Annotated in this window: 13 protein-coding genes; 7 read left to right on the top strand and 6 right to left on the bottom strand. The window is 33.2% G+C overall.

Annotation, left to right across the window (positions count from 1 at the left end; translation table 11 throughout):
* The first annotated feature begins 558 nt into the window (after positions 1-558).
* From ACFSJT_RS13280 to rlmB, 3 genes are all read left to right on the top strand, one after another.
* Positions 559-3627 carry a SusC/RagA family TonB-linked outer membrane protein gene (locus ACFSJT_RS13280; RefSeq protein WP_378320782.1) on the top strand — a complete coding sequence of 1023 codons (3069 nt, stop codon included), beginning with the start codon at positions 559-561 and terminating at the stop codon, positions 3625-3627.
* An 18-nt stretch (positions 3628-3645) separates the two neighbouring features.
* A complete protein-coding gene (locus tag ACFSJT_RS13275; RefSeq protein ID WP_378320781.1) occupies positions 3646-5106 on the top strand; it encodes a RagB/SusD family nutrient uptake outer membrane protein in 1461 nt (486 codons plus the stop codon).
* A gap of 1295 nt (positions 5107-6401) precedes the next feature.
* Positions 6402-7136 carry a 23S rRNA (guanosine(2251)-2'-O)-methyltransferase RlmB gene (rlmB, locus tag ACFSJT_RS13270; protein ID WP_378320779.1) on the top strand — a complete coding sequence of 245 codons (735 nt, stop codon included), beginning with the start codon at positions 6402-6404 and terminating at the stop codon, positions 7134-7136.
* Between the two features lie 4 nt (positions 7137-7140).
* Here the strand turns inward: rlmB and ACFSJT_RS13265 are convergent, their stop codons facing one another.
* Complete coding sequence (locus ACFSJT_RS13265) at positions 7141-7893, bottom strand: rhomboid family intramembrane serine protease (protein ID WP_378320778.1); 753 nt, start codon at positions 7891-7893, stop codon at positions 7141-7143.
* Between the two features lie 144 nt (positions 7894-8037).
* Here ACFSJT_RS13265 and ACFSJT_RS13260 point away from each other — a divergent pair, with 144 nt between their 5' ends.
* Positions 8038-9321 (top strand): replication-associated recombination protein A, encoded by a 1284-nt coding sequence (locus ACFSJT_RS13260; protein ID WP_378320777.1) that lies wholly within the window; start codon positions 8038-8040, stop codon positions 9319-9321.
* A gap of 11 nt (positions 9322-9332) precedes the next feature.
* Here ACFSJT_RS13260 and ACFSJT_RS13255 read toward each other — a convergent pair whose 3' ends face one another.
* From ACFSJT_RS13255 to radC, 4 genes are all read right to left on the bottom strand, one after another.
* Positions 9333-10160 (bottom strand): hypothetical protein, encoded by an 828-nt coding sequence (locus tag ACFSJT_RS13255; RefSeq protein ID WP_378320776.1) that lies wholly within the window; start codon positions 10158-10160, stop codon positions 9333-9335.
* Positions 10161-10319: 159 nt separating this feature from the next.
* Positions 10320-11006, bottom strand: a complete 687-nt coding sequence (locus ACFSJT_RS13250) for a YjjG family noncanonical pyrimidine nucleotidase (RefSeq protein ID WP_378320775.1) — start codon at positions 11004-11006, stop codon at positions 10320-10322.
* Positions 10999-12303, bottom strand: coding sequence for a polysaccharide deacetylase family protein (locus ACFSJT_RS13245; protein ID WP_378320774.1), 1305 nt, complete (start codon positions 12301-12303; stop codon positions 10999-11001). The genes ACFSJT_RS13250 and ACFSJT_RS13245 overlap by 8 nt, the downstream gene beginning before the upstream one ends.
* A 12-nt stretch (positions 12304-12315) precedes the next feature.
* Positions 12316-13014, bottom strand: a complete 699-nt coding sequence (gene radC / locus ACFSJT_RS13240; RefSeq protein WP_378320773.1) for a RadC family protein — start codon at positions 13012-13014, stop codon at positions 12316-12318.
* Between the two features lie 229 nt (positions 13015-13243).
* Here radC and ACFSJT_RS13235 point away from each other — a divergent pair, with 229 nt between their 5' ends.
* The 3 genes from ACFSJT_RS13235 (at position 13244) to ACFSJT_RS13225 (ending at position 14847) form a co-directional block, all read left to right on the top strand.
* Entirely contained in the window at positions 13244-13687 is a 444-nt protein-coding gene (locus ACFSJT_RS13235) for a hypothetical protein (protein WP_378320771.1), read from the top strand.
* 113 nt (positions 13688-13800) lie between these two features.
* Positions 13801-14244: a DUF1569 domain-containing protein gene (locus ACFSJT_RS13230; protein WP_378320770.1), complete on the top strand. Its 444-nt coding sequence runs from the start codon at positions 13801-13803 to the stop codon at positions 14242-14244.
* Positions 14245-14247: 3 nt separating this feature from the next.
* The gene (locus ACFSJT_RS13225; protein WP_378320769.1) at positions 14248-14847 is read left to right on the top strand and encodes an FMN-binding negative transcriptional regulator; all 600 of its coding nucleotides are present in this window, start codon (positions 14248-14250) and stop codon (positions 14845-14847) included.
* Positions 14848-14862: 15 nt separating this feature from the next.
* Here ACFSJT_RS13225 and ACFSJT_RS13220 read toward each other — a convergent pair whose 3' ends face one another.
* Positions 14863-16215 (bottom strand): UDP-N-acetylmuramate--L-alanine ligase, encoded by a 1353-nt coding sequence (locus tag ACFSJT_RS13220; RefSeq protein WP_378320768.1) that lies wholly within the window; start codon positions 16213-16215, stop codon positions 14863-14865.
* Positions 16216-16487 lie beyond the last annotated feature (272 nt).

The following is a 16487-nucleotide window of genomic DNA, read 5'->3' as shown; positions in this document are numbered from 1 at the left end:
ATTATCTACTCACAAGGATTGAAGAAAAGAATACAGAGCTTTACGCTATAAATATTTATTATTTATTAATCTTACCACAACTGTGTGCACTTTTCAAATAATACGAGAGACAAAATCCAGAATAGTATTAAAAATAAACCCTTAAAAACTTATTTAGAAAAACATATAATTCGACTTTGAAAATTTAATCCTTAGAAATTATTGGATGGTTTAAAGTTTCACAAACTTACGGTTAAATAGATATTGAACCATTTTTAAGCATATTTGCGGTACTACGAAAAAATAATAAAATGAAATTAAAATCACATATATCAAAAAACAAAAATTGAAAACAAAAACTTTCCATAAGAAATATCAACAAGTAATCAATCTAAAATTCAAACCTTTACAAAAAGAAAAATTGTTATCAATGTCAAGAACATTGACAAAAATTGAGCAGAAAGTCTGTAAATATTTGGTATAACAATGAATTTTATTTTCAATTTTTAATATTAAAAAGTTGTTTTATAAATATATTATTATGATTTTTGGAACTGGCTAATTCAAATAAATTGTAAAATGAGAACAAAGTTTAGTGGAATTTTAACGCTATTTCTAGCGTTTGTTGTGCAATTAACTTTTGCACAAGTAAAAACAGTCTCAGGTACAGTAACAGACGATAAAGGTCTGCCGCTACCTGGGGTTAATGTTGTTATTCAAAACTCATCGACAGGTACCCAAACGGATTTTGATGGTAATTACACCATTCAAGCTAACCGAGGAGCTGTACTTTCATTCAGTTATGTTGGTTTTGAAACAAAAACTGCGGTTGTTGGAGATAACGATACGGTAAATGTTCAATTAGTTGCTTCTGCATCAGAACTAGAAGAGGTGGTTGTAACTGCTTATGGGGTTGGTAGAAGATCAACCGTAACTGCAGCAATATCAACTGTTGCAAACGAAGATATTGAGGATTTTGTACCTACCACAAGTATTGACAATATTCTTCAAGGTCAGGCAGCCGGTGTACAGGTAACTGCTGCCAATGGTAGGCCAGGTAACACTGCATTTGTACAAATTCGTGGAGTTGGTTCACTTAATGCAAGTACTACTCCCTTGTACGTTATTGATGGAGTTCCTATACCTATCAACGAAGATGAACAGTTCAACCCTTTGAATAATTTAAACCCAAATGACATTGAGTCATTATCTATACTTAAGGATGCAGCATCTGCTTCAAAGTACGGATCAAGGGGTGCTAACGGAGTTGTTTTGATAACAACTAAGAAGGGTAGAGCTGGAGAAGCTAGAATTACTTTCAATTCGTCTTATGGTTTCGGAGAGCGTATTCCAGATCCTTTCGACTTAATGAATGCTGAGCAAAAACTTGAAATAGAAAGACAATATGCAGCATTAGGAGTTGGAGCTGCAACAGCTCTACCTGGTGCAACTGCTAGCCCAGAAGAAAGAGCTAGATTGATTTCATTCGATACTAATTGGGAAGAAGAACTTCTTAGAACATCGGTAATTCAAAATAACACGCTATCTATTTCTGGTGGATCAGAAGATTTGACATACTTCCTGTCATTAGCTTATAATTTAGATACTGGTATCATTGATCGCATTGATGGTTTCGAAAGAGTATCTGCGAGATTAAATACAACTTATCAAGCAAAAGAGTGGTTAAATATCGGCGCTAATATTTCTGCGGCAAGAAGTACTACAGATTTACCACGGGATAGGAATAATGTTCAGAATCCATTCAGAGGCCTTTATGATTATAATCCTTATGCTCCTTTATTTGCTAGAGATGCAAATGGGAATGTTGTTACAGATGCCAACGGAGAACCTATTTTTAATCGTGGAGGTGGTATTTTCTTTCCTATTGCAGAGGCTCTACAAACGGAACCAGAAGATAATAGAAATCTTTTGTTTATTGCAAATCTATCTGCAGACATAACTATATCTGATAAATTTTCTAACCGTTTTGCTATAGGTTTAGTTAATAATAGATTTAACAGAACGAACAGATCTCTACCGGGTGGTGTACTGCAAGGTTTTATTGGAGATGCTCGTTTTCCTGGTACTCAAACTAACAATGTAAATATTGATTTTGAATATAATGTAAATAACTTATTTACATATAGCGATACGTTTAGTGATGCTCACAATTTATCGGCAAGTTTCTTACTAGAATATAATGAAAACATTCGTAATGAGCAGTTTGTGACTGCGAGAGGTTTTCCTTCTCCTAACATTCCTTTTCTTGATGTAGCTGCTGAAGCAACTGCTGCGGGATCAAATGAAGCAAGGAGAGTTTTATGGTCTCAAGCTATTTTTGCAGATTACGACTATGATGAAAAATATATTGTTTCAGCATCTGTAAGACGTGATGGTTCTTCTAGATTTGGACCTGACAACAAATTTGGTATTTTTTATAGTGGAAGTGTTGCATGGAATTTAGCTCAGGAATCTTTCCTTGAAGGATCTGTTTTTAACAATCTTAAGTTAAGAGCTTCATACGGTACTTCTGGAAATCAAAATATTCCAGATTTTGAATTTATTGATGCAGCAGATTTCTCTACATATAATGGTAATACTACTCTAAGACCATTGCGAGTGGGTAATCCTGAAATTCAATGGGAAGCGCAAGCTATTTTGGATATAGGTTTAGAGTTTGGTCTATTTAACAACAGAGTAAATGGTGTTATAGACTACTTTCAAAAGAACTCTGAAGACTTATTGTTAAACAGACCAATTTCTCAAACAGTTGGTGATGAGGATAATGGTATTTTCTCAAATATTGGAGAAGTACAAAACTCTGGTTTTGAATTTAGTCTGAATGCAGATATAATAAGAACAGATGATCTTTTAGTTTCTGTTGGAGGTAATCTTACTTTAATCGACAATGAAATCAAAAAATTAGTTGATGGTCAAGATATTATCACTGGTACATTCGGTAACATTATTTTGAGAGAAGGTGAGGAAATAAACTCTTTTTTCTTAGTAGAATATGCAGGTGTAAACCCTGACAATGGAGCACCGTTATATGTTGATTTAGATGGTAACGTTACTGAAACTTACAGTGATGCTTTCCAAAAAATCCAAGAAGGAAAATCTCCAATTGCAGATGTTCAAGGTGGTTTTTACGGATCTTTTAAATACAAAGGTTTTGGAGTAAGAACGGACTTTGTTTTTAGAGGGGGTAACTATATTCTTAATAACCAAAGAGCACAAGGTGAATTTATTGGAAACATTGATGCCAATCTTCGTACAGATGTATTTAACTACTGGAGACAGCCGGGAGACACAAATGTTCTACCAAGTCCAACATTCCAAGCCACAGCTGATCAAGCAGGTACTACTAGGTTTTTAGAGAAAGGTGACTTTATTAGATTAAGAACTTTAACCGTTGATTATTCACTACCTAGAAAATTCTTAGACGCTTTACCTATTGATAAACTGAGAATTTATGCTACAGGACAAAACATACTAACCTTTACTGACTATGAAGGTGATCCAGAAATTGGTCTTGGATCTGCTGAATCCGGAGAGCCGGGAGACGTTGGTTTCGTGCCAGGAGAGTTCTCATTATTCAGCTATCCTCAGGTTAGATCTTATATTTTTGGTGTAGAAATAGGTTTTTAAAAATTAAAAAAAGAAGAAATGAAAAATAAAATTTCAAAACTAATAATTTTGTTCACCGTATTCGGCTTTTTTGCCTGTGACGATGAATTGGATGATCTTCAGCCTTTTGTTGAAGTTAATCCAGAGGCGTTTTTGAATAACGTTGATGCTTTTCAAAACGGTGTTGATGGAATCTATCAGCAACTATTTAATTACTATTCGTCTCCTGGTTCGGGACTACAAGGTATTCCTGATATAATATCTGATAATGTAATTCAAGTTCAAAGCGGAAGACGATCCAATGATGATTATCATGATTTTAGATATGTTCCAACTACCGCAGGTGCTATACCCTTATACTGGAGTGAAGCTTACGAAGCGATAAATGCTGCAAATATTGTAATTAGCCAAATAGACAATTTGGTTGATGGTGCTGACAAAAACAATATTCTTGGTCAGGCTTTAGCAGCAAGAGCATGGGCTCATTTTGATCTAGCTCGAATTTATGGTCAAATCCCTACTCAAAGTGCAGATGCTAACGGTTCTTTAGGAATTGTTTATGTAAAAGTAGAAGATGGTGACACAGGGGATCCATTCGCAACTCCTGCAAGAGAAACAGTAGCATCTAATTATGCTGAGATAATTGGTGACTTAGAACGAGCAAGTTCATTAATTAGTGATGGCAATAATGGTGAAGGAAGATTAAACAGAGATGGTGTCTTTGGTTTATTATCTAGAGTTTATTTATATAATGGTGAGTACCAGAAGGCCGTTGATGCCGCTAATGAAGTATCTGTCGACCTTGCTGCCGCAGATGAATTACCGGGAGTTTACACAGATTCTAACAATGCGGGAATAGTGATAGAATTAGGTATCAATACAACTTCTGAGGCTAATTTTAATAATGTTGGTGTACTGTATAGCCAATCAAATGCAGATAACGACATCTTAGAGTTTGCGATTGAGTTCGAATTTTTCAATAGCATATCAAACGACGATATAAGAAAGGATATCATGCAGTACGTTGGTGTTAATACTGGTGTAAGTTATAATGCGATTAAAAAATTCTTAGGAGAAGAAGGACAAGTAAATGGTCGTGTTGATATTAAGGTATTGCGATCTGCAGAAGTCCTTTTAAATAAAGCTGAAGCTCAATTTGAATTAGGACAACAAGTCGCAGCGCTTGCAACACTAAATCAATTAAGAGCAACGAGATACGATCCTTTTGTTCCAGGAACTGAAACAGGTCAAGCACTTGAGGATGCAATTCAATTTGAAAGAAGAGTTGAATTGTCCTTTGAAGGACATAGATTTTTTGATCTTAAAAGAAGAGGAGAAGATATTTCTCGATCCAGCAACGGTGATGTGATCGATGGTAGTGGAACTGAGCCTGAAGCGCTTGTAATACCTGCTGGCAACTTTAGATTCCAGTTTCCAATCCCTCAAGGGGAAATCAACGCCAATCCAGTAATAGCGGATCAACAAAACCCTGGTTACTAAATTAATTGATTTAATAATAAAATGACAGGTTATAAATAATCGATACAGATTATTACTAGATTAAATTTATCATTTAATTCCCAATGAAGCTAGCTTCATTGGGAATTTTGGTTTTATGCAGTTTCTTTTAAATTTATTTTGTTTGTGTATTTGCACTGGGGTAAGCATTTCATTAGATAGGTGCGGTCTTATATTGCTATATACTTTTACAGTATCTGTTATAGTTTTTTCTTTATGTTGATCGATTTCATTTCTTTTGACACGTTGAATTCTTGTTTTAAGATACCATTTGTTGATCCTGCAATGGGCAAGAGTATCAGATACATTATACCCTATAATCATTTTAGAATAGGCGTCTGTTATTAATCCTAAAACAGGATGGATTTGCCCTAGTTCCTACGTAGGTAATATCGCTAACCCATAATTGTTCTGGTCTAGTAATCTCCAAATTACAAACCCTTTTCTTATGTTTTCTAAATCGATGATGAGAATCTGTTGTTATATGAAAAAACCTTTAAGGTTTAATCAACATATGATTTGATTTAAAAATTATAAAGAGCTTATCTCTACCAACTTTTAAAGCAGAAAATTTATTCTTTAGTATACGATACAGTACCGAGTTTTGGCATTATATTACGTACCCCTTTTACAAATCAGATAGCCTGCCATGTTGTAGCCTATTTGCATTTTCTATAGGTAATAGATTGATAATATACCTCTCTACCAAACATAAGTAACTTACAAGTAGAAACTATCGTTTCTTCATGCTCTTTTTTGAAGCATTCAATAAATCAGGTATGTGATTTTTTATAATATCAACACCATTTTCCTTCTCAACAAGATCAACAGGCATATCAAAAATGATCACTTTCTCATTATTGGAACGCTCAGCCAAATGCTCAGCTCTTGCCTTTTGTTTTTCAAGAAGTTTTACTTTAGTTTCTAATTCTAGAATCTTTTGTTCGGGTATCTTCCACGATTACCAGAGATAGATTATCCCAATCAAAGATACCCTATTTCTTAGCCATTAAATAATTGTAAAACTAGTTCGAATGCTATATTTATGGTAAGCATTTAGTCTATCGAAGCCTGCTAGGCTCAATTTCTTTAATTACTTGAAGTTTAAAACAAAGCGAATAGTCTTTTTGGATTCGCTTTACATAACCCATGTTTACTGATTTTCTCATTACACTAAATTTTAGTGTATCGCTATTTTAGGACGGAACAAATAATAATTTAACAACAACCCTTTGGTATACCAAAGGGTTGTTATTTTATACATATCTTTGTTGCTCATGAAACAAGAGTCTTTAATTTTTGGTATCAGAGCCATAATAGAAGCCATTAGCTCAGGTAAAACTATTGATAAACTTTTTATTCAAAAAGGATTACAGGGAGAGTTAGCGAGAGAACTGCTGGCTATGGTACGTCAACAAAATATAAGTGTTACTTATGTACCTTTAGAAAAACTTAATCGACTTGCACGTAAAAATCATCAGGGTGTGGTTGCCTATATCTCCCCTATTGACTTCTATGTTTTAGAAAATCTGGTTCTTGAAGTAATCGAATCTGGTAAAACACCTTTGTTTCTTATTTTAGACCAACTTTCTGATGTACGCAATTTTGGAGCAATTATTAGAACCGCCGAGTGCACTGGTGTTCACGGAATCATCATACAAAAAAAAGGTGGTGCTCCTGTAAATGCCGATACCATTAAAACTTCTGCTGGCGCAGTATTTAATATACCGATATGTAAAGTAGATCATATAAAAGATGCCATGTATTATTTACAAGGTTCAGGGATTCAGGTAATAGCCGCATCAGAAAAAGCAGCTGAAACAATATACGAAGTGAATTTAGCTGTACCAACAGCCATAATTATGGGAAGTGAAGGTAAAGGCATATCAAATTCTGTACTTAAATTGGTAGATAAACAAGCCAAATTACCCATGTATGGTGAAATAGGCTCTCTCAATGTTTCTGTAGCCTGTGGAGTATTTTTGTATGAAACTATAAGACAAAGACAATGATAAATCACTCAGTTTTTCTAGATTCATCTGTCTTATCTTTATATTCATAAATTACCTGTATTGCATCAGGTTTTTGCTCGTTCTCTTCTACTATTTTTTCTATAAAATTACCATTTTCATCAAAATGTTTCAGGAATTCATCCTCCTCGGGGTTATAATCCGAAGATTGCCAATAATATTTCTTAGGCCTCACCACTCCCCTTTTAATAAAAAAGGCCAACAACGTTCCTACAAACAAGCCGGATAGATGCCCTTCCCACGAAATTTTGGGATCTATAGGTAGAATGTACCACACCATACTTCCGTAAATAAAAACAACAACGAAAGATAGAGCAGTTAACCTAAAGTGTTTAGCAATAATACCTTTGAAAAACAAAAAACCAAACAACATATATACTACCCCACTGGCACCAATATGATTTGCTGTGCGCCCTAATAGCCAAGTAGCTATTCCAGTAAATAGAGTTCCAATTATTAGAACCTTCCAAGCATTGGATTGATAAAAATAAAACAGTGCCAAGGATAAAATAAGTAATGGCAATGTGTTGTGCCATAAGTGCGTAATATCAGAATGAATAAACGGGGAAAATAATACTCCTCTTAAACCTTTAACTGTCCTTGGCAGCACTCCAAAACTACTAAAATCTAGTCTAAAACGCACTTCAAACCAAAAAATGATCCAAATAATCAATACAAATAATAAAGGAAACCCTATTACACCAATATTAAATTTAAACTCATCTTGTTCTCTTCTCATAACACCAAAAATATATCAAAAAAAAGTCCAAAATCAATTTATCAGTTAAAATGGCAGACTTTATTACTTTCAGGGAATGCTATAGTTATTTTGAAATGACTTTTCCATCTTCATAATCTTATAAAGCTTTGTAACTTTGTATTTATGAATACAAATAAACCTCTTGCCGAAAGAATACGTCCGAAATCTTTAACATCCTACCTTAGTCAGGAACATTTGATAGGAAATGACGGTTCACTTACCCAGCAAATAAAAAATGGGGTCATTCCATCATTAATCTTATGGGGACCACCTGGAGTTGGCAAAACAACTTTGGCAAATATAATTGCTCAAGAATCACAAAGACCATTTTATACATTAAGTGCTATAAATAGTGGAGTAAAAGAAGTAAGAGATGTGATTGATAAAGCAAAACAAAGTGGTGGCTTGTTTACTTCAAAAAATCCGATTTTATTTATTGATGAAATTCATCGTTTTAGCAAATCTCAACAAGATTCTTTATTGGGTGCAGTAGAAAAAGGCTGGATCACCCTTATCGGAGCAACTACAGAAAATCCAAGTTTTGAAGTCATCCCCGCACTCTTGTCAAGGTGTCAAGTATATGTTTTAAACCCATTTGACAAAGAAGAGTTAGAAGCTTTATTGGATCGTGCTATGCACGAAGACGAGTATTTAAAATCAAAAGATATTACTCTGAAAGAAACCGAGGCCCTATTAAGATTAAGCGGAGGAGATGCAAGAAAACTACTTAATATTTTCGAACTTATCGTTTCAAGTCAGAACCATGGAAGTATAATCATAACTAATGATCTCGTATTAAAACTAGTTCAACAAAATACAGTGCGATACGACAAAACAGGAGATCAGCATTATGATATTATCTCGGCATTCATTAAATCCATACGGGGCAGTGACCCCAATGCTGCAGTATATTGGTTGGCACGTATGATTGAAGGAGGAGAAGATCTTAAATTTATAGCCAGACGAATGATTATTTTAGCATCTGAAGATATAGGAAATGCAAATCCAACCGCTTTGATCATGGCAAACAATACGTTTCAGGCAGTAAATACGATAGGATATCCAGAAGCAAGAATCATTTTAAGCCAATGTGCGGTTTACCTTGCTACCTCCCAAAAAAGTAATGCGTCATATATGGCGATAAATAAAGCGCAACAACTGGTCAAACAAACAGGTGATTTATCGGTACCATTACATATTAGAAATGCTCCCACGAAATTAATGAAAGAACTTGGGTATGGCGAAGATTATAAATATGCTCATAACCACGAAAAAAACTTTGCAGACCAAGAATTTTTACCCGATGAGATTAAGAATACCAAACTTTATGAGCCTGGTGACAACCAGCGTGAAAATTCATTTAGAGCTTTTCTCAAATCGAGATGGGGAAAGAAATATGGGTATTGATAAATCCAGCATTACTGCCTTGCGAACGTATCCAGAATTATTTTATCAGTAACCGGGTTAACTCTTTCCAGAATGAAATTTCCAAAGCTATCAAAATATCCACTGCCACTTAAATCTCCTCCATTAATCAAGTAAGAATTGTCTTTTCTAAGCTTATAAATTTTTCCGGAAAAAATTAACTTTTCACCTTCCTTTTTTGAAAGCTCATATCCATATTCTTTCTTTTTAAATACGAATACTTTGTTATTTAAAACGTATGACCTGGAGACTTGGTTAGCGTAATCTCCCGAGCTAGTTGATACTTCGTTTTTTATTTCTACAGCTTTTTCTTTTTCTGCCGAAATGATTTGTTTCTCTGTAACCGGAACTGGAGTTATTTGTACTATTTTTTTATCCTCTTCTTGTGATTCGTTATACTTATAGTTCAATTTTTGTACATCCTTAAATGCATCACGTAAGGCTTCATGATATGCTTTTTTAAATTCTTTTTCCCTACTTGTACCTTCAGCAGAGACAAAAACCACTTGGTCTTCACAGTTTTTTAATTCTATATTCAACTTGGTAATAAAAAGTGAGGAAGACTTCTTTACGTGAACCAATAACCCCCTACAACTATTTTCTTTTAGTTCCTTAGGCATTTCTTTTCCCTGAACATAGGCATTGAAGCCGTATTTATTAAATAAAAACCTGGTTAACGAATTTAATTGATATGCATCTTCTTTTTTAAGAAACTCGAAAGTTCTGGGAACAATAATGTACTCATAATCATTCACACTTTTCTGACTAAATATGTTCAGACTTGAAACCAAAATAATTCCCAAAAAAAGAAAACGTATCATATTAATTACATTATAACATTAAAACCAAACTGTAAAGATGCTCCTTTTGCTTTAGCAAGATCAGTATATTCTATCAAATTATTAGTAGAAATATAAAAATTAATTTTCTCTATATGACCTGATCATAAAAACCCTATATTAAAATACAAATACTAACGACTAAAGATAATTTTTGACCTGTTTTAAATTAAAAACCTGAAGGTTTTTTTCTGGAAGTTTTTCCCGATGGTAATTGAAACATATCGTCTTCAATCCAATTGCTTCGGCTCCTAAAATATCAGCTTCATAATTATCCCCTATCATAATACTATTATTTGTGGCTGCACCTGAAATTTTTATGGCATATTCAAAAATAAACGGATTAGGTTTTTTTACTCCTGCTTCTTCACTATTAGTAACCGTTTTAAAAAAGTGTTTTATTCCTGAATTTGACAACTTATTATTTTGAACTTCTTTAAATCCATTTGTTATGATATGCATATTATATTTTGGATTTAGATATTCCAACAATTCTTTAGCACCACCAATTAAATGATTATTAAGCGGTAAAAAGGCTATATAATCATGAGCCATCTCGTCTATAATTTCTAAAGAAAATTTCTGACCTAAAATATCAAACGCCTCTATAAGTCTTCTTCTTCTCAATTCTTCTTTGGTAACTTCTTCATCTCTGTAAAGTTTCCAGTATTTCATATTAATAGGTTGGTATATGTATAAAAAAGAATCGAGTTCGAGATGTATTTTAAACTTATCGAATATCATCCCAAATGCTAATGACGAATTTTTATCAAAATCCCATAAAGTATGGTCGAGATCAAAAAAAATATGTTTAATTATATTATTCATCTTCTGTATTCCACATAAATTCAAAAATTGATTTCCAAAATGTCTGGCTATGAAGCTCACTAAATAAAATATTACTAAAAATGGGTATGAATACCCCATCTACCTTCTTAACTTTTTCGATATAAGTAGTAATTTCATTTCTCGTAGCTGTCTCGCTTTCAAAATCCTCTCGCTTCCCTAAGTTGGCAATGCAAAAAGAATATATTACCAAAGGTGTTTGTACTTCATAATCCAAATCGTAAAACATAAAAGGAGTACAAGTACCTGCCCTAAATCCAGAATATCTCGAATATCCCATAGAATAATCTTCTTGTATCTCTAATTCAATAAAATTTCGATAAGCTTCGGGTAATTTAATTTTAAAAAATGAACATAAAGCATATTTAAGTCTCCTGTTAAGAATACCTTCTATTCTTTGTTTCTCTTTGTTTAATGTAAGTAAATCACTTATGGCTTCATAAGAAACTTTAAGCCCTACATCAATATAATCTGATATATGTTTTATAACAATACGATGTTGAGGATTATTGTACCCTATATTTTTCTCATAATTTGAGTAATCTCCTAATCCAAATAACACTTTACATTTTCTTTTTTTTTGTTTTTGTAGATCTATAATAAAATCAAAAGTATCAAATGGATCTTTTTTAAATCCAAGTATAACTCGTATTCTATCGGAGAGTTCATCTAATTTCAGCCTCCACAAATCTCGCAAACTCCCTCCCAACGATCTTAAAACACCTTTATCTTTATAAGCAAATGTTTCACTTACAGAGATAATAGGAGTAATTGTAAATTTCTTTTTATCGAATTCTAAGTTAGAATATTTATCAACAAGAACTTTTTTAAATTTCAAAGCCCATATATCAACGACGGGATCTTGTAAAAATCCGTTATCATATCCAATACTTTCTATTGCAGGAAAACGTCCTAAATTATCTTTTACGTGGGGTAAATATTCTTCATACCTGGTTAATAAATAAAATGATGCGGCAAAGATATCAAAGGGCAAAGCTGTATTTGGATGTTTAACTTCGAAAAAACATTTGGTCTCTTCCCAATCCAATACATGAATGTCTATAGCATTTAGTCCATGTTCAAAAAGTAACTCGACGCTTTGAAAATACAGTTCTTTACCCAAAGGTTGCTTACCATAAGAAAATTTAGGACCATCATGAGCAATAAAGACCTCTATCTTTGATGTTAAATCAACCTCGATTCCTAATATTCTTCTACAAATATGTTTAAAAATGTAAGAAACTCTTGGAGTGATCTTTTGTACATATATCAATAACATCGAAATCGTGGGTTATAATATGGATTCATCGGCAAAGCTAAAATAACTTTTTTCTGTTACAATAAGATGATCTAGTACATTGATATCTAAACTGGCCCCGGCTTGTTTCAATTTTTGCGTTAAATCTTTATCCGATTTACTAGGCAATAAAGAACCGCTTGGATGGTTATGTGCAATGATTATTCCAGTTGCTCCGTATTCCAGGGCAGATCGATACACTATTCTGGCATCTACCAACGTACCAGTTTTCCCCCCTACACTAACTTGTTTCTTTTGTAAAACTTTATTTGCATTATTTAAATACAATACCCAAAACTCTTCGTGATCTAAATCACCTATAACCGGACGAAGAAGATCAAATACATCTTTGCTACATGTAATTTTTGGAACAATCTCTACTCCCTCCTCTCTTCTTCTACGTCCTAATTCTAATCCTGCTATAATGGCAATTGCTTTTGCTTCTCCTATTCCTTTGAACTTCATCAATTGTTTAATTGACAATTTTCCCAAGGCATCAATCTTGTGATTAACACTAGATAAGATTCGTTTGCTCAATGCGACAGCGCTCTCTTCACGATTCCCAGAACCTATTAATATGGCTATTATTTCTGCATCGGTCAACGTATTTTTCCCTTTAGCGATTAATTTTTCCCTTGGACGATCATTTTCGCTCCATTCCTTGATAGAAAAAGAGGAGTTTAACTCTTTCATTTATTACTTTTATTTGTTAAAATAATACAATTATTTCTATTTGTAAGTATAAACTATTTAGCTCAAAAACAAGACATTATTAGATTTTTAATACTTTAAAAGAAGCGATATAAAATTAAATATTCCCCAATATTTAATCTATATATTTGTTTGAAAATGAAAGTTTTACTATATTTGGACACCCAAAATCCAAAAATGAATAATTTAACAACTTCAAATTAACCTATTTATGAAGAATATTTTTACCCTCGTTTTATTTCTTGTTACTTTGAGCTTTTACGGTCAGGATAAGAAAGTTTCCTTTTTAAATTTAGTAGGAAATAACATACAAGTTCCTAGAGGATGTGAAGCTCAATCGGAATATGAGTTGCAAGCCTGTGATGGTACATCGATAAAATGGGATTACTATACTGATGATATGTTATCTGCTGTTTTTGATGCTACCATAAGCGCATTTGCAGAGAGTAATAGTTCTAAAACTGAAGTAACTTTTACTTCTTTTGGTTCTCAACTTAAGGGTTATAAATTCAAAATGGGAACTACTTTTCAATATTTTCTACATGGTAAAATTAAAGATCAGCCATTAATGATCAATTTAGGCACACCTAAAGACATAGCAGGTACTGATGATCTGGACGGGTTCTTAAGTTTATTCTTCGATGAAGCAAGTTAATTAAGAAATTATATACTTATATAGATGAAGGTGAATCACATGATTCGCCTTTATTATTTTATAATCTTAAAATATACTATTTTTGAGTATCATTGATCTCAAAATTCGTAATCATGAAATCATTATTCGAAGAATCTGCCCTGCAAGAAATTGAAAATAGAATTAACAAACTATCTAATGAAAGTTCTTCTTTATGGGGTAAAATGAATATAGCCCAGATGTTCAATCATTGTCAGTTTCCTTTAAAAATTGCTTTAAAAAAAGAACATCCCAAGTTAAAACCTAACGTACTGGCAAAGTTATTCTTCAAAAAATCACTATATAATAATAAACCATGGAGAAAAAATCTACCCACGCATTCAAAACTAAAAGTTGTAGAACAAAAAGAATTTGATAAAGAAAAACAAGAGCTTCTAAAACTGGTTGCAGAGTTTTCTAATCAAAGAGAAAAAAAAGAATGGGATCCTCATCCTATGTTTGGAAAATTTACCAATGAACAATGGGGGCAAATGCAGTACAAACATTTAGATCATCATCTTCAACAATTTAACGTATAGACAGTGTATCCACCAAAACATCACCAGGACTATAATCCAGAAAATATAAAGGAAGTAGCCAAAGCGTATCCCCTTGCTGCCATAATATCAGCAAAAAACAGTACTCCTTTTATTACTCATGCTCCCTTGATTTTTCATGGTCAGAAACTCATAGGTCATATTGACGCAAATAACCCCCATGTTAATTTATTAAAAAATGACTATCCTGTTTGTACAATCTTTCAAGGACCACAGACCTATATTTCTCCATCGATATACACCAGAAAACAATTACCCACCTGGAATTATATTATCGCCCATGCGACTGGTATTGTAAAAGAAATCGTAGATACAGAAATCATAAAAAATTCGATAGTGACCATGACAGAATTCCTTGAGTCACCGGATCAAAAATTTGTTTTAGATCATGAAGATGTAAGAATGGATCGCTTGGTGCCCTATATTCATTGTTTCGAAATAGAAATACATAATTGGGAAGGAAAATTTAAATTAAGTCAGGATAAAGTCCCAAAAGATATAGAAAATGCAAAGCGAGAACTAATTAAGAACAATCAAAAAAGTGTTTCCAATTTTGTAAACAAATTGTTTGAAAAGCATTTTTAAGTATCTATAAATACCTCAAAACCATTCTTTTATTTCATCAAAATTAAGTCCCCCATAATTCCCACTGCTCATAAGAACTAAGGCAGTATTAGAAAAATCTTTGTTTTTTAAATAATGTTGAAACTCTTCTGGATTAGTGTAGATAATTAAATCTTCCCGGCTAAACGCTTCTTCAATTTGATCAGCAGATACCTCTTCCAATTGTTTAATCTTTACTGCTTTAGGGGAATAAAACACAACAGCTTCGTCTGCTGCATCTAAAGCTCCTTTATATTCTTTTAAAAACTCTGCATTTAAGCTACTATAGGTGTGTAATTCTAAACACGCGATTACTGTTCTATTATGATATTGATCTTTTACAGCTTTTGTAGTGGCGCTTACTTTAGAAGGGCTATGTGCAAAATCCTTGTAGGCAACCGATGTAGAATTTTCTGCAATTTTTTCGAGTCTTTTGGATGCTCCTTTAAAAGAGGCTATCGCTTCATAAAAATCATCCTCATCAATTCCCATATGTTGACAAATCCATTTTGCACCTGCCAAATTACTCAAATTATGGGCTCCAAAAACTTCAATTGGCATTTCTCCTTCGGGAGTAAAAAGCAATGTCTCTCCATCTTCAACACTATACCCGGGTGTTGAATAGGGAAATTTACGAATCGGGTTTTCAGTAGTTTCGGCTAGTCTTTTTACCTCCTCATCTTCTTCATTATAAACTAAAGCACCTCCATTTACAATAGAATTCATGAATATTCTAAATTGATCAACATAATTATCAAAAGTTGGAAACACATTAATGTGATCCCATGCAATTCCACTTACTAGGGCTATATTAGGCTGATATAAATGAAATTTTGGTCTTCTATCTATGGGAGATGACAAGTATTCATCCCCTTCTAACACTATAAAATCATTCTCTTCAGTAAGGTGAACCATGGTATCAAAACCCTCTAGTTGTGCTCCTACCATATAATCTACTTCTTTCTCGTGATAATGTAATACATGTAAAATCATTGAGGTAATTGTTGTTTTACCATGTGATCCACCGATGACTACACGGGTTTTATTTTTGGACTGCTCGTATAAAAACTCTGGATAAGAATAGATGGTCAATTGTAATTCCTGGGCTCTAAGAAGTTCTGCGTTATCTTCTTTTGCATGCATTCCCAAAATAATTGCATCAAGATCTTTTGTTATCTTTTCGGGAAACCAGCCAAACTCATTAGGTAATAACCCATGTCGGTCTAGTCTAGATTTTGAGGGTTCAAAAATGGTATCATCACTTCCTGTTACCTGATATCCTTTTTGATGCAATGCAATAGCTAGATTGTGCATGGCACTGCCCCCTATTGCTATAAAATGTACACGCATAATTTATTGTTAAATCTGATCGTAAAGATACAATCTACAATGAATAATAAAAGAACTAGAAATAAAAATCAAATGTGGATCAATGTCTATATTTACAAACAATTGTCTATTCTTATACCAATACACACTCAACCAAACCTCTCTTTCCCTAATTCATAGTTTAATTTGCTGATTTTTACTTTTTTCTTTGAAGCAAGTATTGAATTTGAATTAGATCTTAATTTGTAATCACAAAATTGTTAAGGCTCATTTCAAATACGTAGCTTTATAAT

This window comes from Aquimarina celericrescens (assembly GCF_042682765.1).
Taxonomy (GTDB): domain Bacteria; phylum Bacteroidota; class Bacteroidia; order Flavobacteriales; family Flavobacteriaceae; genus Aquimarina; species Aquimarina celericrescens.
Note: the sequence above shows the minus strand (reverse complement) of the source record. Positions and strands in the feature narration are given on the sequence as shown.